Origin of the sequence: Flavobacterium gelatinilyticum, from assembly GCF_027111295.1 — a bacterium.
In the GTDB taxonomy this organism is placed as follows: domain Bacteria; phylum Bacteroidota; class Bacteroidia; order Flavobacteriales; family Flavobacteriaceae; genus Flavobacterium; species Flavobacterium gelatinilyticum.
The window spans coordinates 4,512,185-4,535,105 of record NZ_CP114287.1 but is presented as its reverse complement, the minus strand read 5'-3'; the positions used below and the strand labels follow the sequence as shown (position 1 = coordinate 4,535,105).

Annotated in this window: 18 protein-coding genes, 2 tRNA genes and 3 rRNA genes; 11 read left to right on the top strand and 12 right to left on the bottom strand. The window is 36.3% G+C overall.

Annotated elements, in window-relative coordinates; translation table 11 throughout:
* Positions 1 to 11 precede the first annotated feature (11 nt).
* Entirely contained in the window at positions 12 to 470 is a 459-nt protein-coding gene (locus OZP11_RS19570) for an Lrp/AsnC family transcriptional regulator (RefSeq protein ID WP_008467950.1), read from the bottom strand.
* A 203-nt stretch (positions 471 to 673) separates the two neighbouring features.
* Between OZP11_RS19570 and ald the strand changes: the two genes are divergently transcribed.
* Complete coding sequence (gene ald, locus OZP11_RS19565; protein WP_281232179.1) at positions 674 to 1,792, top strand: alanine dehydrogenase; 1,119 nt, start codon at positions 674 to 676, stop codon at positions 1,790 to 1,792.
* 117 nt (positions 1,793 to 1,909) lie between these two features.
* Here ald and pafA read toward each other — a convergent pair whose 3' ends face one another.
* From pafA to OZP11_RS19535, 6 genes are all read right to left on the bottom strand, one after another.
* The gene (gene pafA / locus OZP11_RS19560; protein ID WP_281232178.1) at positions 1,910 to 3,529 is read right to left on the bottom strand and encodes an alkaline phosphatase PafA; all 1,620 of its coding nucleotides are present in this window, start codon (positions 3,527 to 3,529) and stop codon (positions 1,910 to 1,912) included.
* Between the two features lie 213 nt (positions 3,530 to 3,742).
* Positions 3,743 to 3,852, bottom strand: a 5S ribosomal RNA gene (gene rrf / locus OZP11_RS19555).
* 184 nt (positions 3,853 to 4,036) lie between these two features.
* A 23S ribosomal RNA gene (locus OZP11_RS19550) occupies positions 4,037 to 6,918 on the bottom strand.
* 143 nt (positions 6,919 to 7,061) lie between these two features.
* A tRNA-Ala gene (locus tag OZP11_RS19545) sits at positions 7,062 to 7,135 on the bottom strand.
* A 97-nt stretch (positions 7,136 to 7,232) separates the two neighbouring features.
* Positions 7,233 to 7,306: transfer RNA gene (locus tag OZP11_RS19540), tRNA-Ile, on the bottom strand.
* 127 nt (positions 7,307 to 7,433) lie between these two features.
* A 16S ribosomal RNA gene (locus OZP11_RS19535) occupies positions 7,434 to 8,947 on the bottom strand.
* The 16S, 23S and 5S rRNA genes sit together here with 2 tRNA genes alongside, the layout of an rRNA operon.
* A gap of 1,007 nt (positions 8,948 to 9,954) precedes the next feature.
* On the opposite strand from OZP11_RS19535, the gene thrS reads away from it, so the two are divergent.
* The 10 genes from thrS (at position 9,955) to OZP11_RS19485 (ending at position 17,823) form a co-directional block, all read left to right on the top strand.
* On the top strand, positions 9,955 to 11,901 hold the full coding sequence (thrS, locus tag OZP11_RS19530; RefSeq protein WP_281232177.1) for a threonine--tRNA ligase: 1,947 nt from the start codon (positions 9,955 to 9,957) through the stop codon (positions 11,899 to 11,901).
* 16 nt (positions 11,902 to 11,917) lie between these two features.
* Positions 11,918 to 12,472 carry a translation initiation factor IF-3 gene (infC, locus tag OZP11_RS19525; protein ID WP_373921656.1) on the top strand — a complete coding sequence of 185 codons (555 nt, stop codon included), beginning with the start codon at positions 11,918 to 11,920 and terminating at the stop codon, positions 12,470 to 12,472.
* Between the two features lie 117 nt (positions 12,473 to 12,589).
* Complete coding sequence (rpmI, locus tag OZP11_RS19520) at positions 12,590 to 12,787, top strand: 50S ribosomal protein L35 (RefSeq protein ID WP_011921545.1); 198 nt, start codon at positions 12,590 to 12,592, stop codon at positions 12,785 to 12,787.
* 184 nt (positions 12,788 to 12,971) lie between these two features.
* Entirely contained in the window at positions 12,972 to 13,316 is a 345-nt protein-coding gene (rplT, locus tag OZP11_RS19515; RefSeq protein WP_008464948.1) for a 50S ribosomal protein L20, read from the top strand.
* A gap of 123 nt (positions 13,317 to 13,439) precedes the next feature.
* Positions 13,440 to 14,012, top strand: a complete 573-nt coding sequence (locus tag OZP11_RS19510) for a Crp/Fnr family transcriptional regulator (protein ID WP_281232176.1) — start codon at positions 13,440 to 13,442, stop codon at positions 14,010 to 14,012.
* Positions 14,013 to 14,091: 79 nt separating this feature from the next.
* The gene (locus OZP11_RS19505; protein WP_281232175.1) at positions 14,092 to 14,526 is read left to right on the top strand and encodes a carboxymuconolactone decarboxylase family protein; all 435 of its coding nucleotides are present in this window, start codon (positions 14,092 to 14,094) and stop codon (positions 14,524 to 14,526) included.
* Positions 14,527 to 14,697: 171 nt separating this feature from the next.
* Positions 14,698 to 15,783 carry a sensor histidine kinase gene (locus OZP11_RS19500; RefSeq protein WP_281232174.1) on the top strand — a complete coding sequence of 362 codons (1,086 nt, stop codon included), beginning with the start codon at positions 14,698 to 14,700 and terminating at the stop codon, positions 15,781 to 15,783.
* 170 nt (positions 15,784 to 15,953) lie between these two features.
* The gene (locus tag OZP11_RS19495; protein ID WP_281232173.1) at positions 15,954 to 16,622 is read left to right on the top strand and encodes a DNA-binding transcriptional response regulator; all 669 of its coding nucleotides are present in this window, start codon (positions 15,954 to 15,956) and stop codon (positions 16,620 to 16,622) included.
* An 81-nt stretch (positions 16,623 to 16,703) separates the two neighbouring features.
* Positions 16,704 to 16,931, top strand: coding sequence for a hypothetical protein (locus tag OZP11_RS19490; protein ID WP_281232172.1), 228 nt, complete (start codon positions 16,704 to 16,706; stop codon positions 16,929 to 16,931).
* A gap of 85 nt (positions 16,932 to 17,016) precedes the next feature.
* On the top strand, positions 17,017 to 17,823 hold the full coding sequence (locus OZP11_RS19485; protein WP_281232171.1) for an endonuclease/exonuclease/phosphatase family protein: 807 nt from the start codon (positions 17,017 to 17,019) through the stop codon (positions 17,821 to 17,823).
* Here the strand turns inward: OZP11_RS19485 and OZP11_RS19480 are convergent, their stop codons facing one another.
* From OZP11_RS19480 to OZP11_RS19460, 5 genes are all read right to left on the bottom strand, one after another.
* On the bottom strand, positions 17,824 to 19,083 hold the full coding sequence (locus OZP11_RS19480) for an asparagine synthetase B (RefSeq protein ID WP_281232170.1): 1,260 nt from the start codon (positions 19,081 to 19,083) through the stop codon (positions 17,824 to 17,826).
* Positions 19,084 to 19,415: 332 nt separating this feature from the next.
* A complete protein-coding gene (locus tag OZP11_RS19475; protein WP_281232169.1) occupies positions 19,416 to 20,081 on the bottom strand; it encodes a response regulator transcription factor in 666 nt (221 codons plus the stop codon).
* Positions 20,082 to 20,191: 110 nt separating this feature from the next.
* On the bottom strand, positions 20,192 to 20,992 hold the full coding sequence (locus OZP11_RS19470) for a sensor histidine kinase (protein ID WP_281232168.1): 801 nt from the start codon (positions 20,990 to 20,992) through the stop codon (positions 20,192 to 20,194).
* Positions 20,993 to 21,156: 164 nt separating this feature from the next.
* On the bottom strand, positions 21,157 to 21,903 hold the full coding sequence (locus tag OZP11_RS19465; protein ID WP_281232167.1) for a hypothetical protein: 747 nt from the start codon (positions 21,901 to 21,903) through the stop codon (positions 21,157 to 21,159).
* A gap of 154 nt (positions 21,904 to 22,057) precedes the next feature.
* The gene (locus OZP11_RS19460) at positions 22,058 to 22,807 is read right to left on the bottom strand and encodes a hypothetical protein (protein ID WP_281232166.1); all 750 of its coding nucleotides are present in this window, start codon (positions 22,805 to 22,807) and stop codon (positions 22,058 to 22,060) included.
* Positions 22,808 to 22,921: the final 114 nt, after the last annotated feature.

The window sequence follows — 22,921 nt, the reverse complement described above, 5'->3', positions numbered from 1 at the left end:
TTTGTTTTTTATTAAATAGGCAGAACCGTTGTACTTTTTACTTCTGAAATTACAAACACCGTATTTATAAGAGAGACCTCAGGCAGGACAGATAATTTTTTCTGATGAAAATGATGATAACTTTCCATATCCGGAATGATAATCTTAAGCATATAATCGAAATTTCCAGAAACATAATTGCATTCTACAACTTCAGGCAAATTCAAAATCGACTGATTAAAACCTTCCGAGGTATCATACGTCTGTTTAGTCAGCGTAACCTGGCAGTAAACGGTTAGATTATTTCCTAGTTTTTTCTTATCCAAAAGCGTAACATACTTTTCTATAATTCCATCTTTTTCAAGACGTTTTACCCGATCATGAACAGGTGTCAAAGACAAATTAATTTTGTTTGCGATGTCTTTTAAAGTGTAGTGAGCGTCTTCCTGTAAAAGACGTAAGATTTTTTTGTCAATTTCATCTAAAGCCATTACGAAAACGTTTGATTAAAATTAGTTAGTTTTAGTTATTTTTTCTTTTTGAGGAATAAATTATGGCTCTAAAAAGAATTATTTTCTGTAAAATTAAAAAATAAAATAATATTTTCTTATTTATTCTTACTTAAACCATAATTTATTCTCTCGCTGTAGATTTGTAAAAACAAATTTCAATAACACAAAAAACATATAACAAAATGATTATAGGAGTTCCTAAAGAAATAAAAAATAATGAAAACAGAGTTGCTTTAACTCCTGCCGGTGTTTCTGAAATGAAAAAACACGGACATACAGTTTATGTTCAGGCTGCTGCCGGATTAGGAAGCGGTTTTGCAGATGAAGAATATGCTGAAGCCGGAGCCGTAGTTTTACCAACAATTGAGGACGTTTATGCTATTGCAGAAATGATTATCAAAGTAAAAGAACCAATTGCATCTGAATACCCGTTAATTAAAAAAGATCAATTGTTATTTACTTACTTCCACTTCGCTTCATCTGAAGAATTAACACACGCAATGTTAGAAAAAGGAGCGGTTTGTTTAGCTTACGAAACTGTAGAAAAAACAGACAGAAGTTTACCTTTATTAATTCCAATGTCAGAAGTTGCTGGTCGTATGGCAATTCAACAAGGAGCAAAATACCTTGAAAAACCATTAAAAGGAAGAGGAATTCTTTTAGGAGGTGTTCCGGGGGTGCCACCTGCAAAAGTTTTAGTATTAGGCGGTGGAATTGTAGGAACTCAGGCCGCTAAAATGGCAGCCGGATTAGGGGCTCAGGTAACTATTATGGACTTAAGTTTACCACGCTTACGCCAGTTAGATGATATCATGCCTGCGAATGTAAACACAGAAATGTCTAACCATTATAACATTACAAGAGCAATTAAAGATGCTGACTTAATTGTTGGAGCAGTTTTAATTCCGGGAGCAAAAGCACCTCACTTAATTACTCGTGATATGCTTAAACTAATGCGTCCGGGAACTGTTGTTGTTGACGTAGCTGTAGATCAGGGAGGATGTATCGAAACTTGTACCCCGACAACTCACGAAAACCCAACTTTCATTATTGATGATATCGTTCACTATTGTGTGGCTAATATGCCTGGAGCTGTTCCTTACACTTCTACTTTAGCTTTAACAAATGCAACTTTACCATATGCAGTTCAATTAGCAAACAAAGGATGGGAAAAAGCTTGTGCAGAAAATGAAGAATTGAAAAAAGGATTAAATGTTGCTAACGGAAAAATCCTTTACAAAGGAGTAGCCGAAGCTTGGAATCTTCCTTTTAACGAAGAAATAGTAACTGCAAACGCATAGTGCTGTTACTTAAATAGTACTTACTGTACTTTTATAAACAAAAAGGCTTTTCATTTAGAAAAGCCTTTTTTATTAAAAAAAACTGTCACGAAGACAGTTTTTAAAACAGTAAAATCTTTATTTCTTATTACCCAGAATTTCAGTCATTACTTTAGCTTCAGTTCCATTTGGGAAAGTAACTTTAATCTTTTGAGCAATTGTTGGAGCAATCTCAGTAATTGCTTTCTTATCATACGACTCTCCTTTTTTAATATTCCATCCATAGAAAATAGCCGGAACATGAGTATCATAAGTATAAATAGTGCCGTGTGAAGTTCCTGTTGGTGTATATTCGATATCACCTGGTTTATCAACAATAACTAAATCACCATTTTGAGTAACATCATAACCTTTAGCTACAAAATTTAACGAATAATCATTTCCAGCGTTTGCTAAAATATCTTCTTCTGTATAAACTCTTTTAACTTGAGGCTGCGTGATCAAAAAATCCTTAAAAGCTTGTTTTACTTTTGCAAGTTCCAATCCTTTCTCTTTAATAATTTGTTTATTGAAGAAAACATTAAAGTTCGAATAATTCTGAATTAAATCTACACCAAAAGTCTTAGTCGAAAAATCCTGCAGGCTTTTCTTAACTTCTTTAGAAGGATAATTATCTACATTATATTTACGATCCTTTAAATAAATTACATTTTCAGCTCCTGCGTGATCGGCTGTCAGGAAAAGTAAATAATTACCTTTACCAACCGTTTTGTCAAGATAAGTCAAAAAGTCAGCAATTGTCTGGTCTAATCTCAAATAAGTATCCTGAAGCTCCATAGATCTTGGCCCAAGCAAATGACCTACATAATCTGTAGAAGAAAAACTAACAGTTAAGAAATCTGTAATGTTATCTTTTCCTAATCCTTCTTTCTCAATGGCTCTTTTAGCAAAATCAGCTAACAAATCGTTTCCAAAAGGAGTAGCACGAATAATACCTGCATCATTTTTCTCATACATAGATTTTAAATCGTAGGGAAAAATAGGTGCTGCACTTCCGTGTAATTTTCCTTCATACGGATTATTATCCGGGAGACTTTCATTGTAAACTGAAGAGGGCTTATACAAATCCCAACCTTTATTAATGTATTTTAAGTAGTTTTTTTCATTGTTGAACTCTGCAACCCATTCTGGTAATTTCTCGCCATAAAAAGTACTTGAAATAAAAGATCCCGTCTTACTGTACCAGAATGCCCAGTTGGCAAAATGTCCAGCCGGTAATATAGCACCCCGATCTTTTAAACTCATTCCAATCACTTTTCCGTTAAAATTAGTCGCCATTCTAACTTCATCAGTAATTGTAGTGCTTTGAAGATTTTTAGGAGACATGGCTCCTTCTTCAGCCGTACCGTCACCTACTGTTTTAACTCCGGCATCATCTGTACAGTACATTTCTTTTCCAAGAGTCCTGCTGAACCACTCATTACCAACAATTCCGTGAGTAGCAGGCGTTGTACCCGTATAAATTGAAGCGTGTCCAGGAGCAGTATAAGTTGGCATATAGTTGTAATGCATGTTTTGGAAAGTAAATCCATCATTCATTAATCTTTTAAAACCGTTTGGAGAAAAATCATCTGAAAATCGATATAAATATTCCATTTTCATTTGATCGACAACTATACCCACAACTAATTTTGGACGTTCCTGTGCTCTTAAACTTGTAATAACAAGAAGTGCCAACAGTAAAATATTTTTCCTCATGTTTAAATAAAATAATTGAAACACAAAAATACTCATTCAAATCCAAAAAGTCTAAACTATAAATACGTAACCTTATACAATTGATTATAATTTAACACTTTTAAAACTTAGAGTATTTATCTTTCGGAACGTATATTCGTTATTTGAGGTCAGGTATTTGATAATTTTATAAAACAAAAAACCCTATCCATTATTGGATAGGGTTTTTCAAAAGAAAGGCGACGACATACTCTCCCACAAAACTGCAGTACCATCTGCGCAGGCGGGCTTAACTTCTCTGTTCGGGATGGGAAGAGGTGAGCCCCGCCGCAATAACCACCTTAAGGTTGTTAGTCTAAAGTCAAAGGTCTTAAAGTGGTAAAGTCTTTTGACTTTTAACTTTAATCTTTCGACTTAAAGACTGCTCTGCGTCGAGCAAATATTTTAACATACTGAGATAAAGAAACACAATAAACATACTTTAGAAAGTTTCCTCCTCTCTCGTCTGGGACGAGAGAGGAAAAGGGTGTACATAAGCTTACGGATTATTAGTACTACTCGACTATGACATTACTGCCTTTACATCTATAGCCTATCAACGTGGTCATCTTCCACGATCCTTAAAAGAAATCTCATCTTGTGGTGGGTTTCGCGCTTATATGCTTTCAGCGCTTATCCCTTCCAAACGTAGCTACTCTGCGGTGCCCCTGGCGGGACAACAGATACACTAGAGGTTTGTCCAATTCGGTCCTCTCGTACTAGAATCAGATCCACTCAAATTTCTAACGCCCGCAGTAGATAGAGACCGAACTGTCTCACGACGTTCTGAACCCAGCTCGCGTGCCACTTTAATGGGCGAACAGCCCAACCCTTGGGACCTTCTCCAGCCCCAGGATGTGACGAGCCGACATCGAGGTGCCAAACCCCCCCGTCGATATGAGCTCTTGGGGGAGATCAGCCTGTTATCCCCGGCGTACCTTTTATCCTTTGAGCGATGGCCCTTCCATGCGGAACCACCGGATCACTATGCTCTACTTTCGTACCTGATCGACCTGTATGTCTCTCAGTCAAGCTCCCTTATGCCATTGCACTCTACGCACGGTTACCAAGCGTACTGAGGGAACCTTTAGAAGCCTCCGTTACTCTTTTGGAGGCGACCACCCCAGTCAAACTACCCACCAAGCACTGTCCCCCACATCGCGGGGTTAGGCCTCAGATAAACAAAGGGTTGTATTTCAACAATGACTCCACAACGCCTGGCGACGCCGCTTCACAGTCTCCAACCTATCCTACACATCATTTATCCAAGGTCAATACTAAGCTATAGTAAAGGTGCACAGGGTCTTTTCGTCCCACTGCGGGTAAACGGCATCTTCACCGTTACTACAATTTCACCGAGCTCATGGCTGAGACAGTGTCCAGATCGTTACACCATTCGTGCAGGTCGGAACTTACCCGACAAGGAATTTCGCTACCTTAGGACCGTTATAGTTACGGCCGCCGTTTACTGGGGCTTCAATTCAATACTTCTCCGAAGATAACATCTCCTCTTAACCTTCCAGCACCGGGCAGGTGTCAGGCCCTATACGTCATCTTACGATTTTGCAGAGCCCTGTGTTTTTGATAAACAGTCGCCTGGACCTTTTCACTGCGGCCCCGATTGCTCGGGGCGACCTTTCTCCCGAAGTTACAGGTCTATTTTGCCTAATTCCTTAGCCATGAATCTCTCGAGCACCTTAGGATTCTCTCCTCAACTACCTGTGTCGGTTTACGGTACTGGTACTAACTACCTGAAGTTTAGAGGTTTTTCTTGGAAGCCCTTAGGCGCACTATCTCTTTGTCCGAAGACTCCGAGTACTATCGTATTTCACCAGTTCCTGCGCATTTTACTACAGGACCTATAGCTAGGTACTTCAACGAACTATTCCGTCAGTTCGCGGCGCTTTCATCACTCCGTCACCCCATCACAGTAATTAGTAGTACGGGAATATTAACCCGTTAGCCATCGACTGTCCCTTTCGGGTTCGCCTTAGGACCAGACTAACCCACAGCTGATTAGCATAGCTGTGGAAACCTTAGTTTTTCGGTGTGCGGGTTTCTCGCCCGCATTATCGTTACTTATGCCTACATTTTCTTTTCCAACCAGTCCAGCATACCTTACGATACACCTTCAACCCTGTTGGAATGCTCCCCTACCACTTGACTTACGTCAAATCCATAGCTTCGGTAATATGCTTATGCCCGATTATTATCCATGCTCGTCCGCTCGACTAGTGAGCTGTTACGCACTCTTTAAATGAATGGCTGCTTCCAAGCCAACATCCTAGCTGTCTGGGCAGACAAACCTCGTTCTTTCAACTTAGCATATATTTGGGGACCTTAGCTGATGGTCTGGGTTCTTTCCCTCTCGGACTTGGACCTTAGCACCCAAGCCCTCACTGTTAGTGAACATTATACAGCATTCGGAGTTTGTCAGGAATTGGTAGGCGGTGAAGCCCCCGCATCCAATCAGTAGCTCTACCTCTATATAACTTTATAACTAACGCTGCACCTAAATGCATTTCGGGGAGTACGAGCTATTTCCGAGTTTGATTGGCCTTTCACCCCTACCCACAGGTCATCCGAAGACTTTTCAACGTCAACCGGTTCGGTCCTCCACTGTGTGTTACCACAGCTTCAACCTGCCCATGGGTAGATCACACGGTTTCGCGTCTAACACTACTGACTAAAGCGCCCTATTCAGACTCGCTTTCGCTGCGGATCCATACCTGAAGTACTTATCCTTGCCAGCAGCGTTAACTCGTAGGCTCATTATGCAAAAGGCACGCCGTCACCCCACGAAAGGGCTCCGACCGCTTGTAAGCGTATGGTTTCAGGATCTATTTCACTCCGTTATTCACGGTTCTTTTCACCTTTCCCTCACGGTACTGGTTCACTATCGGTCTCTCAGGAGTATTTAGCCTTAGCGGATGGTCCCGCCAAATTCAGACAGGGTTTCACGTGCCCCGCCCTACTCAGGATACCGCTATCTATTACACTTGTTACCCATACGGGGCTGTCACCCTCTATGGCGTTCCTTTCCAGAAACTTCCGGTTCCTTGTGCATAAAATGTCGCGGTCCTACAACCCCAATGATGCCGTAACAACATTGGTTTGGGCTAATCCGCGTTCGCTCGCCACTACTTACGGAATCACTTTTGTTTTCTTCTCCTCCGCCTACTTAGATGTTTCAGTTCAGCGGGTTTGCCCACCTATCGGTGTGTTATATCTTCAATATAACGGGTTGCCCCATTCGGATATCTGCGGATCAATCTGTGTGTGCCAGTCCCCGCAGCTTTTCGCAGCTTATCACGTCCTTCATCGCCTCTGAGAGCCTAGGCATTCCCCATACGCCCTTATTTTGCTTATTGTACCAATCTTGTTTTAAAAACAAGACCGTTTTTTTTTGTTTTCTGTCTTTGTATCTCTACTATAACAAAAAAACGCTTTCTACTTTCTTATTATTTTCTTATCTCAATATGTCAATGAACTTTTTCCCTATTTATCGGGATAGTGGAGAATAACGGAGTCGAACCGTTGACCTCCTGCGTGCAAGGCAGGCGCTCTAGCCAGCTGAGCTAATCCCCCAATCTAATTATGAATTATGAATTGTGAATTATGAATTATGAATTTATATTCATAAGAACTCAACCCTAGAATTTCCTTTTAAATCAAGTAAACTTAGTAGTCCCGGGCAGACTCGAACTGCCGACCCCTACATTATCAGTGTAGTACTCTAACCAGCTGAGCTACGAGACTCTGTTTTACTTAATTCTTTCATTTTTTTAAATTAACAGCAAGAGTAATACAATCTCAGATTCAGAACCTCAATTTCCTGCATCTTATTTCCTAAGCGTGCTCATTAAAGCTAACACTAAGGCTCTAGAAAGGAGGTGTTCCAGCCGCACCTTCCGGTACGGCTACCTTGTTACGACTTAGCCCTAGTTACCAGTTTTACCCTAGGCAGCTCCTTGCGGTCACCGACTTCAGGCACCCCCAGCTTCCATGGCTTGACGGGCGGTGTGTACAAGGCCCGGGAACGTATTCACCGGATCATGGCTGATATCCGATTACTAGCGATTCCAGCTTCACGGAGTCGAGTTGCAGACTCCGATCCGAACTGTGACCGGCTTTATAGATTCGCTCCCTCTCGCGAGGTGGCTGCTCTCTGTACCGGCCATTGTAGCACGTGTGTAGCCCAAGGCGTAAGGGCCGTGATGATTTGACGTCATCCCCACCTTCCTCACAGTTTGCACTGGCAGTCTTGTTAGAGTTCCCGACACTACTCGCTGGCAACTAACAACAGGGGTTGCGCTCGTTATAGGACTTAACCTGACACCTCACGGCACGAGCTGACGACAACCATGCAGCACCTTGTAAACTGTCTTGCGAAAGATCTGTTTCCAAATCGGTCAGTCTGCATTTAAGCCTTGGTAAGGTTCCTCGCGTATCATCGAATTAAACCACATGCTCCACCGCTTGTGCGGGCCCCCGTCAATTCCTTTGAGTTTCAAACTTGCGTTCGTACTCCCCAGGTGGGATACTTATCACTTTCGCTTAGCCACTGAACTTGCGCCCAACAGCTAGTATCCATCGTTTACAGCGTGGACTACCAGGGTATCTAATCCTGTTCGCTCCCCACGCTTTCGTCCATCAGCGTCAATAAATTAGTAGTAACCTGCCTTCGCAATTGGTATTCCATGTAATATCTAAGCATTTCACCGCTACACTACATATTCTAGTTACTTCCTAATAATTCAAGTCCAGCAGTATCAATGGCCGTTCCACCGTTGAGCGATGGGCTTTCACCACTGACTTACAAGACCGCCTACGGACCCTTTAAACCCAATGATTCCGGATAACGCTTGGATCCTCCGTATTACCGCGGCTGCTGGCACGGAGTTAGCCGATCCTTATTCTTACGATACCGTCAAGCTGATTCACGAATCAGTGTTTCTTCTCGTACAAAAGCAGTTTACAATCCATAGGACCGTCATCCTGCACGCGGCATGGCTGGTTCAGACTTGCGTCCATTGACCAATATTCCTCACTGCTGCCTCCCGTAGGAGTCTGGTCCGTGTCTCAGTACCAGTGTGGGGGATCTCCCTCTCAGGACCCCTACCCATCGTAGCCTTGGTAAGCCGTTACCTTACCAACTAGCTAATGGGACGCATGCTCATCTTTCACCGTTGTGACTTTAATTACATCCCGATGCCGGGTCGTAATACTATGAGGTATTAATCCAAATTTCTCTGGGCTATCCCTCTGTGAAAGGCAGATTGCATACGCGTTACGCACCCGTGCGCCGGTCTCTGCTTCCGAAGAAGCATACCCCTCGACTTGCATGTGTTAAGCCTGCCGCTAGCGTTCATCCTGAGCCAGGATCAAACTCTTCATCGTATATTTTTATATTATTATGCGATGCAGATTCTATCGGTTCTTCTCGAATCTCTCAATTCTATTACTCTTATTTTTTATGTCCCGAGTAATCGGGACAGCTGTCAATTCAATATGTCTACGAACGTATTCTTTTAATCTTTATCGCTTGTTTCTCAAAGCGGGTGCAAAACTAAAAATTCTTTTTGTTTCTGGCAAGAAAAATTTAAAAAATTTTGAAACTTTTTTTTCGTCTCGTTTTCTAATCTCTCTTATCAATCTCTCAAGGAACTTTCCGTGTTTTGCGGGGTGCAAATGTAAAAAGCATTTTCAAATCTCACAAGCTTTTTTGAATCTTTTTTTTCAAGAAATTTTCTTCCTCTCTTAATTCAAATCCTTGTCAGTATTTCGAAGAGCGTTTTTCGCTGTTGCGGGTGCAAAAGTAGAACCTTTTTCCGCTTAAACAAGCTTTTTTCAAGAGTTTTTTTAATCTTTTTTCTCTCTTTTTCTTAACTAACTGATAACAGCATTTTTACATTTTAATTATTTTGCATATTATGCAGGATTTTTCCTCTTTTGTTACCTTTTTTATTATTTTGGAATGGTTTCAGACCCTCGATTTTGAGGAGTTCTTATTCTTTTGATCTCTTTTAAGGTGATTCTTTATCTTTTTAAATCCCGTCTTTTTCAAAATAACTATTATCAAAACTCATTTCACAGATCCGATAGAAGCCAAAATCCTTTTCCAGCCGGCGTTCGGAGCTAAAAGATTGAAGCGTATAGCGCGATAAAGCTCCTAATTAAATCTAAAAAGCTCTGACTCCTATCTGCCGGACAATCTGCACTTATTATATATATGCATAAAAAAACAAAAACCGGCAGGGTTTGAAAACATGTCGGGCTCAGAACTCACAATACCTTTATATATAGTACAGCAAAAACTATACGTATATATTATAAAGTAAACTTGTACATATATATTGTATGTATTTTTGTAATCACTTATATTTGCATTCACAAAATTATAAACAATGATCAAGATTACTTTACCCGATGGGTCAATTAGAGAGTTCGCTCAAGGCGTAACTCCAATGGAGGTCGCTAAAAACATTAGCGAAGGTTTTGCCAGAAACGTGATTTCTGCATCTTTTAATGGTACAACTATTGAAACCGAAACTCCATTGACGACCGACGGTAATCTTATATTATATACATGGAATGATGCCGAAGGAAAAAAAGCTTTCTGGCATTCGACTTCGCACGTAATGGCTCAAGCTCTTGAAGAATTGTATCCTGGAATTAAATTAACTCTTGGACCTGCAATTGCAAATGGCTTTTATTATGATGTTGATTTTGAAGATCAGAAAATTTCTGAAGCTGACTTTAAGAAGATTGAAGATCGTATCCTTGAGATTGCGAGAGGAAAATTCGATTTTAAAATGCGTCCTGTAACTAAAGCTGAAGCTTTAGAGACATACAAAGACAATGTTTACAAGACTGAATTGATTTCTAATCTTGAAGATGGAACAATTACTTTCTGTGATCATGCTACTTTTACTGATTTATGCCGCGGCGGACATATTCCGAATACCGGAATTATCAAAGCTGTAAAAATCATGAGTGTTGCCGGTGCTTACTGGAGAGGTGACGAGAAAAACAAACAGTTGACTCGTGTTTACGGAACTTCTTTCCCTAAACAAAAAGATTTAACTGAATATCTTGAACTCCTTGAAGAAGCAAAACGTCGTGATCACCGTAAATTAGGAAAAGAACTTGAATTGTTTGCTTTCTCTCAAAAAGTGGGACAAGGCTTGCCATTATGGCTGCCTAAAGGCGCTGCTTTAAGAGATCGTTTGGAGCAATTCTTAAAAAGAGCACAAAAGAAAGCAGGTTACGAGCAGGTTGTCAGCCCTCATATTGGTCAAAAAGAACTTTATGTTACTTCTGGCCACTATGCCAAATACGGAGCAGACAGCTTCCAGCCTATTCATACTCCTGCAGAAGGTGAAGAGTTTTTATTGAAACCAATGAACTGTCCTCACCACTGCGAGATTTACAATGTAAGACCTTGGTCATATAAGGATTTACCGAAACGTTATGCCGAATTTGGTACTGTTTACAGATATGAGCAGTCTGGAGAATTACATGGTTTAACTCGTGTTAGAGGGTTTACTCAGGATGATGCTCACATTTTCTGTACTCCAGAACAATTAGACGAAGAGTTTAAAAAGGTAATCGACCTTGTATTATATGTATTTGGTTCTTTAGGTTTTGAAAACTTTACTGCTCAGATTTCATTGAGAGATCAGGAAGACAGAGAAAAATATATTGGAACTGATGAAAACTGGGAAAAAGCCGAAAATGCTATTATCAATGCAGCAAAAGACAAGGGTCTGAATACTGTTGTAGAATATGGTGAAGCAGCATTTTATGGTCCGAAGCTGGATTTCATGGTAAAAGATGCTTTGGGAAGACAATGGCAGTTAGGAACAATTCAGGTGGATTATAACTTACCTGAGCGTTTTGAATTGACTTACAAAGGTGCTGATAATGAATTACATCGTCCTGTTATGATTCACAGAGCTCCTTTTGGATCTATGGAACGTTTTATAGCAATTTTACTAGAGCATACAGCAGGAAATTTCCCACTTTGGCTTATGCCTGAGCAGGCTATTATCTTGTCTTTGAGCGAGAAATACGAAAATTATGCTAAAAAAGTTTTAGATTTGCTAGAAAATCACGAAATTCGCGCCCTAATTGACAACCGAAATGAAACTATCGGTAAGAAAATTAGAGATGCAGAAATGCAGAAAATTCCATTTATGCTTATTGTTGGTGAGGAAGAAGAGAAAAACGGTACGATCTCTATCCGTCGTCATGGACAAGAAGGAAAAGGTAACATTACAGTTTCAATCGAAGAATTTGCTGCGATTGTAGACGAAGAAATAAAAAAGACATTAAAAGTATTTACAGTTTAACTTAAATTAGAAAGTCATAGCAATAAAAAGTAACAGAGGTTTTCAACCTCGAGTAGAGAAAAAAGATGCGCACAGAATAAACAATCTTATTCGTGTTCCTGAAGTACGTCTTGTAGGTGAAAACATTGAACCTGGGGTTTTTAAAATAGCAGATGCGCTGCGTTTAGCTGACCAATTTGAATTGGATTTAGTTGAAATTTCGCCAAATGCTGAGCCGCCGGTTTGTAAAATCATGGATTACAAGAAATTTGTTTACGAACAAAAGAAGCGTGATAAGGCATTAAAAGCTAAATCATCTCAGGTTGTGGTAAAAGAAATTCGTTTTGGTCCTCAGACAGATGAGCATGATTATGAATTTAAAAGAAAAAATGCTGAAAAGTTCCTAAAAGAAGGAGCTAAATTAAAAGCATTCGTTTTCTTTAAAGGGCGTTCAATCATCTATAAAGATCAGGGACAAATTTTATTATTACGTCTTGCTACAGATTTAGAAGAATATGGTAAAGTTGAAGCGATGCCGGTTCTGGAAGGAAAGAGAATGATTATGTTCATTGCTCCTAAGAAAAAGAAATAAGTCTTAAAGCTGAAAGTCTTAAAGTTGAAAGCCATAAACTGACTTTTAACTTTTGACTTTTAAACTTTCAGACCAAAGATATAAGTAAGTAAGAATAAATTAAAAAACTAGGAAAAAATGCCTAAAATGAAAACTAAATCTAGCGCTAAGAAACGTTTTAAAGTTACTGGCTCTGGAAAGATTAAAAGAAAGCATGCTTTTAAAAGTCACATCTTGACTAAAAAATCTAAAAAACGTAAATTAGCTTTGACACACTCAGCGCTAGTTCACAAAACTGATGAGAAAAGCATCAAACAACAATTAAGAATTATCTAATATTAAGTCAAAAGTTAAAAGTCATAAAGTTATAAAGTCAGCAGATGACTTTAAACATTTGACTTTAAAACATTCGACTAAGGATTTTCTTTAGGTTAAAAAATTATTTATATAACCTTGGAGTATGGCCATTAAGTTCCTTTGATTCAATTCAGGACGCCTGCTACAAAAACACATTAAAATTATGCCAAGATCGGTAAATTCAGTTGCTAAAAGAGCAAGAAGAAAAAAAATAATGAAGCAAGCCAAAGGTTTCTTTGGAAGACGTAAAAACGTTTGGACAGTTGCTAAGAACGCGGTAGAGAAAGCGATGAGCTACGCTTACCGTGACAGAAAACAGAACAAAAGAAATTTCCGTTCATTATGGATTCAACGTATCAACGCTGGAGCTAGATTAGAAGGAATGTCTTATTCTCAATTCATGGGGAAAGTTAAAGCTAACGGAATCGAATTGAACCGTAAAGTTCTTGCAGATTTAGCTATGAACCACCCTGAAGCTTTCAAAGCAATTCTTAATAAAGTAAAATAAACGTTTTATAAACTCAATTTAAATTACTTACTTATCATAGAAAAACCATCCGACGCGTCGGATGGTTTTTTGTTTTTATAACAAATCTGATATATCTTTAAACATCTAATTAAGCAATCGTTTATGTTTACAGCGCTTTTAAATCATATTCAGAAATTCACCACTTTAAATCGTGAGGAAATTGATATTTTGGAATCAAGCATTACTTTTTCTAAAGTAAAGAAGAAAGAACATTTATTAAAAGAAGGCCAAATCTGCAATACCTTATACTTTGTAACTAAAGGCTGTGCAAGGCAATATATAATTAATCCGAAAGGAACTGAACAAACTCTCCAGTTTGCGATTGAAAACTGGTGGATAACTGATTATTTAAGCTATCACAATACTACTCCATCCCACTTTTATATTCAGGCTGTGGAAAACTGCGAAATAATTGCGCTTGAAAAAAGTATCTTAGAACCTCTTTTAATTCAGATTCCTAAACTGGAAAGATATTTTAGAATAGTTTCCCAAAAATCATTTGGAGCTGCTCAAATGCGAATAAAGTTTTTGTTTACCATGTCGGCAGAAGAACGATATCATCATTTTTACAATCAAAATCCCGATTTTGTACAGCGTGTGCCTCAATATATGCTTGCCTCCTATTTGGACTTCTCGGCTGAGTTTATGAGCAAAATAAGAGCCGGAAAAGTGTAACCTGAATTTCTTGAAGTAGTTCAAGTTTCTGAAAGTATGCATTATTGATCTTTGTAATGAACTTTTAAAACATATAAAAATGAAATCAAGAATTGTTATTCCACAGGCTGCTCCAGAAGCATATCAGGCTTTAATGAATTTAGAAAAATATATTTCTACAACTTCACTAACATCTACACATAAAGAATTAATTAAAATACGCGCTTCTCAAATAAACGGTTGTGCCTTTTGTATCAATATGCATACTGCTGATGCCAGAAAGCAGGGTGAAACAGAACAGCGTATTTACTTGATCAGTGCATGGCGTGAGGCCGATGTTTTTACTGAGGAAGAAAAAGCTATTTTGGCCTTAACAGAACAGGTAACTTTAATAAGTAATCATGTTTCTGATGAAGTTTATGAAAATGCCGCGCGTTTATTTGATGATAAATATCTCGCCGAAATTATCCTGACTATCATTACAATTAATTCATGGAACAGACTCGCTATTACAACCGGATTGAGAGCTGTCTAATTTTTTATAAAGATAAATTTTACAACAATTAAACTTCATGAAGCCCTCCTGCCAGAGGGCTTCTTTGTATCTGGCTGTAAATGAGAACTACAAAAAAAGAAAAATTTGATTTTTTCTAAAATACCGTATTTCTACGCTATTCCAGGAATTTATAATTTCTACTTTTGGCTCATGATACCAAAATACCAGCTGTTTTTTCTCTATTTATTAATCTCTTTTGTTGCTGTCTGTTCTTGTCAGGAAAACAACTCAGACATAGAAGAAATAAAAAACAGCAAAATTAAAACAGAGAATATCAATACAGATGTAATTTATGACAAAGGTCTTCGAAATAATATTGTCAGAACTGAATCTATTACAAAACAAATTAATTCAATAAAATCACAAATTGACAACAGCACAGAGACTGAACTAAAAAATAACTTTCTCCTTTATATTAAGTTAAGTGACAGCTTGAACAAAATCAATTTAAAGAACCAAAATCAGTTTGCTGCTAAATACAATTCTAAAAATCTAAATTTAAAAATTAAGACCTATAAAACCGAAAATGAACTGCAGCTGGAAAGGCAGAAAAACAGAAATATTGTTTCGTACATTATCATTTTACTGAGTCTAACCCTGATTCTTATTCTTTATTTCTACTTAACATCTAAAGCAAACAAAGAAAAAGTTGATGCCACATACAAAAGCGAAATACGTATTGCTAAAAAACTGCATGATGAATTAGCAAATGATCTCTATCACACGATCGCTTTTACAGAACATAAAAATCTTTCTGTACAGGAAAATAAAGAACAACTGCTAAATAATCTTGATGTAATATATTCCAGAATAAGGGATATCTCCAAAGAAAACAGTTTTATTGTAACAGATGAAAATTATGTTTTTTACCTAAAAGAAATGATTTCCGGCTTCCATACTTCTAATATAAACTTACTTATTAATGGTCTGGATTCCATCTGTTGGAATTGTGTCGAAAGAAATAAAAAAATTACAACCTACAGAATAATACAGGAACTGCTTGTAAACATGAAAAAACATAGTGAAGCAACACTGGTGGGAATCAATTTTAAAGAAGCAGGAAAAAAGATTACTATCAATTATACCGATAATGGAAAAGGGGCAGCTATAAATAATAAAACTTTTAAAAGCGGACTTCACAACATCGAAAATCGAATTCAAAATATAAGAGGAGAAATAAACATTGATACAAATCCTAATAAAGGATTTAAAGTGGTTTTTAAATTCCCCATATAAAAACCACTTAATCAATGTGAAGCATTTGAGCAACAACTGCTTAGCATAAAAAGTAAAAAAAAGATTGTAAAATGAGGAAAACCGTACAGAAACAAAAAAAGGAACAGTTAATTTTGTATAAGAAAAAGATTTCAGAATAAGATTTGATTTTCAATTATAAAACCAATTATATGTTCCAAAAAGTTTTAGTCGCAGAAGATTTAGACAGTATTAGTTTATCCGTCATTAAAGCGCTCGAAGAGTTACAAATTCCGGTAATCGATCACGTAAAATACTGCGATGAAGGCCTGATAAAAATAAAAAAAGCTTTAAATGAAAAAAAGCCGTACGATTTACTGATAAGTGATTTGTCATTTAAAGCAGATCATCGCAAAATAAATATTTCCAGCGGTGAAACCATGATAGAGCAAATTAATGCCGTACAGCCGAAACTAAAAAAAATAGTTTTTTCTATCGAAGACAAATCATATCGAATTAAAGCTCTGTTTAGTGATTTAGGAATTAACGCTTATGTCACTAAAGGGAGAAATAGTATTGAGGAATTAAAAAATGCTGTTGAAAGAACTTTTAACAATGAAGAAAACATACTGTCATCAGATCTGAATTTTAATTTTAATGATAAATCATTGATTGAGATAGAATCTTACGATATATCAATTTTATCACTTTTGGCAAAAGGGTATATTTTAGAAAACATTTCAAACGATTTTAAAGCCAATTCTATCACTCCAAATGGAACGAGCAGTATCGAAAAAAGAATAAATAAACTAAAAATCTATTTTAAGGCAAATAATAATGTACACTTAATTGCTATAGCAAAGGATTTTGGCTTAGTCTGATTTTAGTCTGAATTACGGATTTCCGTAATAAAATGTTCTGATACAGAAATAAGTTTGCACTAACCTACTATTAACTAACCTATGAAACCAAAAAACAAAATTGATTTTTCTAAAATCAATACGACACATAATATAATTATCATGAAAACCATGCTGCTTTGTTTATTCCTTTCTATGAGTTTTGCCTTTATTTCTGAAAAATCAGGATGGCTTGAAGTCGACTGGAAAATAGTTTTTATTCCGGCTCTTCTTGTCTTGCAGATCATAATTATTGTAACAGCTTTAAAAAACAGATATAAAAAGCTCTAATTAAGTATTTTATTAATCCTGCAAACAAAAAGAACTTTTAAGGAGATAAATCCCCATAATTCCTATATTTGATATTTATTAATACATGAAGAATATTACGGGTTACCTTCTTTTTTTGTTCATTACATTCCAATCGTTTTCTCAGGTTAAAATTATTTCCTGGAATATAGAAAACTTTGGAAAATCAAAATCTCAATCCTCTTTAGGTTTTATTGCCAGTACTATCAGCAATTATGATATTGTTGCGATACAGGAAGTTGTTGCCGGCTATGGTGGTGCACAAACTGTAGCAAAACTTGCCGCACTACTAAATGAGAAGGGTTCAAAATGGGATTATACTATTAGTAATCCAACAAGCGGCAGCAGTTACAAAACAGAGCGTTACGCTTTTCTTTGGAAACCGGGTAAAGTAAAATTAAAAGGTGATGCCTGGCTTGAGAAAAAATTTCATCTGGTAATTGACAGAGAACCTTACTTTGCTACTTTTGAAGTAAATAAAAAGACATTTACTGTCGTTAATTTTCATGCGATAACAAAAAGTAAACAGCCAGAAACAGAAATTAAATATTTTAAGTTTCTCCCACAGGAATATCCGGATTTAAATCTAGTTTTTGCAGGAGATTTTAATTGTCCGGAATCCCATACTGTTTTCAATCCATTAAAGAAAATGGGATATGTTTCGGTTTTTCAAAAGCAAAAAACGACATTAAAACAAAAATGTGTTGCGGAAATTTGTTTAGCGTCTGAATTTGATAATATTTTTTATGATACAGCTAAACTCAAAGTATTAAATTTTGGCGTAATTCATTTTTACAAGAAATTTAATTCCTTACAAGAGGCCCGAAAAATATCGGATCATATTCCTGCCTGGACAGAATTTTCCCTGAATTGATTATGTTTTAAGCTTTTTCTTCTTGGCTGCCGGAAATAAAACATTATTCAGGATTAAACGATAACCTGGAGAGTTTGGATGCAGATCTAAAACTGTTGGCGGATCTCCAACCTGATGCTGATAATCTTCGGGATCGTGGCCTCCAAAAAAAGTAAACATTCCTTTTCCTTTTTCACCATGAATGTACCTTGCTTCGCCATTTAACTCGCAGGTTCCCATTACCAGAACATTTGATTTCACCAAAACTTCATTAAAAGAAGTTGTCTGTCCCATAAAACCTTTAACAAGCTGCGTATGATTCTGGCACAACATACTTGGAATTGGATCCCATTTTGCAGAAAATTCCATTAATGTAAAATAATCTTTGTCCATAGGAATTCTGCGTTTTGTGGTCATATCAATATCTGAGAACTCGTAAACTTCCGGTTTTCTTTCTAAAATAAAGTCTTTAAAAGCAAAAGAATTTCCATAGTTTAATTTTGACTGGTAATTGGATTCACTTGGATCACCGTCAAACATAGTTTCACAAATATCTACACCGTCTGCTGCAAGAGCAATATCAAAACTATCTGTAGCAGAACACATAGCAAACATAAAACCGCCTCCAATAACAAAATCCCTTATTTTTTTTGCCACAGCGCCTTTTTCCTGCGATACTTTTGAATATCCCAGTTTAGCTGCCATAGCTTCAGAATCTCTTTTTTGATCAATATACCAAGGTGTATTTTTATATGCAGCATAAAATTTACCATATTGTCCGGTAAAATCTTCATGATGCAGATGCAGCCAATCGTAAAGCAAAAGCTGGTCTGTTAAAACTTCCTCATCGTATATTGGTGTAAACGGAATTTCAGCATAAGTCAAAACCAAGGTCACGGCATCATCCCATGGTTGTTTGCCTTTTGGGGTATAAACTGCTATTTTGGGCGCTTTCTCAAGAATTACAGATTCCATATTTTGAGAAGGACTTGAAATATCATTTAAAATTGAAGCTTCTTCACTGTCTGAAAGCACTTCAAAACTTACACCGCGAATTTTACATTCTTTGCGGATTTCTTCAGCATCCGGAAGTAAAAATGAGCCGCCGCGATAATTAAGAAGCCAGCTCGCTTTGTAGTCGCGGCTCAAACACCAATATGTTATCCCATAAGCTTTTAAGTGATTTTGCTGTGTATTTTCGTCCATTGGAAGTAAAATGAACGCCGCTTTTGCATTCAATGACAGTAATACAACAAAGATGCAGACTAAACTCTTTCTCATTAAAAAATATATTTTAGTAAAGATATAAAGGAAGTTCCTAAAACACCACAATTATGCAGGTTTTATAAATCAATAAAAAGTTAAAATAAAAACGAAATTTAATAATTAATACAAAAATTCTCAAAAAACAGGTATAAACACCTGATTTAAAAATTCAATTTCTAATTATATTTGGAATCTCAAATCTATAAAAAAGTCAACGCCATGAAATTTAGTGATAGTGATAATCAGCCAAATGGATTAAATATTATTCAAAAAATCGGAGTTTGTATACTTGTAATAACAATAGTAGCGTATTATATTTTGTCTATCCAGTTTTTAGCCGGATTAGATTAAAGACTTAGAACTGCAATTTCATTTTGAATTGCATACACTACAAGACCCGCAATATTTCTGGACTCTGTTTTAAGCAGCAAATTGTTGCGGTGTCCCTCTATCGTTCTTGGACTCAAAAAAAGATGTTCCGCGATTTCCGAAGTTGTTTTTTGCTGGCAGATAAGCTGCAGAATTTCAACTTCGCGAGGCGAAAGAAAACTGGTTTCCAGATTACCTTTTGAGTTTTTTGAAGACACAATGGTTTCCTGAATCGTTTTTAAAACATTTTCGTTGTAATAGAAACCTTTTTTGTTAACCTCATTAATTGTGGTAATCAAATCTTTTGGTGTAGTATTTTTGATAAGGTAAGCAACAGCACCTACCTGAATCATATTTGCAATAAAAGATTTTGAATCGTAACTGGTGAGTGCAATAATTTTAATATCGGGAAAAGATTTCCGAATAATTTTGGTTGCTTCAACACCGTTCAGCACAGGCATTTTCAAATCCATAATAATGATATCCGGTTTTTCCTCATTATTATGCAATTTTGAAATAAGCTCTTCGCCATTTGAAGCTTCAAAAATAACATCAATGTTATCTTCTCTTTGCAATAAAAAAGCTATTCCTTTTCGAAATAAAACTTCATCATCGACTAATGCGATTTTAATAACGGCATTCATTCTATTTGTTTTTGGTCGTTTGGTTTATCGAAAGTACGAAATATCAATCAATAATAACTAAATTACCTCATTATATTGATGTTAAAGGACTATTATTTCTTGATTTTATATTAAAAAGTAAAAATAACTGAGATCCCCTTATTTAATTCTGAATGAAATTTGATCGTTCCGTCTAAAAATGAAACACGGCTGTCGATGTTTTTCATACCTAATCCTTTTTGATTCTCAAGGTCATTGCTGTCAAAACCAATACCATTGTCTTTGTAATCGCAGGTATTTATCCCATTTATATTTTTAAAAGCAATCCAAATTTCTCCAGCCTTGCCATGACGGACAGAATTATTCATTAATTCCTGTAAAATTCTAAAAACGTGCAAATGACGATCGATTTCTTTAGCATCAAAATCAATTTCGTTATCATAATGCGTTTTTACCGATTTGGCAGTCTCAAATTCCTGGCATAATTCTTCTACACCAGCGTTTAAACCAAACTTTTCAAATACAGGCGGCAGTAAATTATGCGCAATTTTTCTTGAATTTTCAAGGGCCTTTGCCGTAAGATTAATTATGTTTTCGGTAATTTCATTTGTTTCTTCTACTGTTAAATTGGGTGCCGAAAGTAAATGCGTATTCAAAGAAACTATATTAAGTTTTGAACTAATATCATCGTGCAAATCCTGTGCGATGCGTTTGCGCTCTTCTTCTTGTGTAAAAACAATAGCATGAAGCTGTTCTTTTTGATATTGCAATATCAAATCTTTTTTTTCAAGTTCTTTTTGAATGATCTTTTTTCTTGAAAAATAAAAAAATACGATCAATACAACTGCTACAATTATTAAAAACAGGGAGATGTATAATATTATGGCAACCAGTTCTTTTTCCGGAAGTGGATTTGTGTTAAGAAGAATCATCAAATTAAATTTATTTCAGAAGGTATTTTCAAGGTCAAATATATTCATTTCTATTTATTATAAACAGAACATTACTGGTATTTTAATTTGTAAATAATTAAAAAAATCTCTACTAGTTTTCACTAATAGAGATTTCAAATTAATTATTGCAAAAAAAATATATATTAATATGGCGGGCTAGGACGAACTCCATCGTATACATCATCATCATCCCCTAATTCTTCTTTTGATGTTAATGATGCTTTTTTTACAGCATTGTTTTTATCAAGTCCAACTAATATCGTAGTAACTTTTCCTTTTGGATTAAGTCCTAAAAAAACTCCAATATTGGCACTTGACTTATTTATCATAGCTTGTAAAACTTCAGCTTCAAGAGTAAAATGAACAAAACGATCACCATTGTAAGAGGTAATTTCATTTAAGTCTGAAACCGTATTAAGCTTTTGCTGCCAGGCTTCTATACCTGCAAAAGCAGCCTGAGGAGACAGCAAATGTTCGTTTTGTAAAGCTGTTCTTTTTTTGGTTTTACTCACAGAAAGCTGATTCAGTTTTGCTAATTCAGTTCCATAATCTGCTTCTTTCAATATTTTTGATTTTACAGTTCCTAATTCATTTCCCTCTTTATCAACGCCAACTACATCTATTTGAATGGTGTTATTTTCGTAACCCAAAACAAAACGTACATTTAAAACGTCTGGTGTGTTAATTAACTTTGCCACATCTTCTACAGGCAATAAATAAGCTGTAACTTTTTTTTGTGAATCAGCAAATTCGGAATTCAAATCAGCAGTAAGCCAATCTTGTTTTTGTGCTTTTGAGATTGCACTGTTATCCTCTTGGGAATTATCCTTTTGGCAGGATACTGCAAAAAGCATTGCTGCCATCGCAGCGCATAAAATGGTATTCTTCATAGTAATAGTGATTTTGGTTAATTATAAATAGCAAGATTTTACTCTTCAAAACTTTTAATCCAAAAAGCGATTAAAACAACTTGAATATTTTATGATTGGAATCTCATTAGAAAAAATTCCATGGGTATTTGGTAACTTTTATTTAAAATTAGTTTCAAGGTTCCGGATCACCAAAAGGAGGAACAGGTCGGGTGCCATCATAAACATCTTCAGCTTCTTTAGATGTTAAAGATGTTTTTTTGACTGCATTATTTTTGTCCAGACCTACCAGGATTGTAGTTACTTTGCCTTTTGAATTTAATCCTAAAAACAGTCCAATATTAGCCGGATTCTTTTTTACCATATCTTCTATAATTGAAGATTCTAAACTAAAATAACGAAAACGAGTTCCTTCAAAAGAAGTTACTTCGTCCAGATCTGAAACCGAATTTAATTTCTGCTGCCAGGCTGTTATTCCTGCAAAAGCAACTTGAGGAGACATTATGTGTGCATTTTGCAAAGGAGTTCTTTTTGCAGTTGTGTTTAATGTTGATTCATTTAGATTACTTAATTGAGCACTATAATCTGTTTCTTTTAACACAACAGAGTTTACTTCTCCTAATTTTTTTCCATTCGCATCTACTCCTGCCGTACTAATTTGTATAGTATGGTCTGAATATCCAAGAACAAAATGAACTTCGGTAACATTTGGGGTTTTTACTAATTTTGTCAATTCTTTTGTTGAAAATAAATAGGCTGTCACTTCTTTTTGCGAATTTGCAAATTCAGCGTCAAGATCAACAGTAAGCCAGTTTTGTTTTTGGACTGTTGTCATTGCACTTTTATCCTCCAGGGAGTTGTCTTTTTGACAGGAAACTGCAAAAAGAATTGCTGACATTGCAGCGCATAAAATGGCATTCTTCATAGTAATAGTTAATTTTGGTTAATATAAATGGTAAGATTTTACTCTTCAAACCTTTTAATCCAAAAGCGATTAAAACAACTTGAATATTTTATGATTGGAATCTTTACAAAAAAG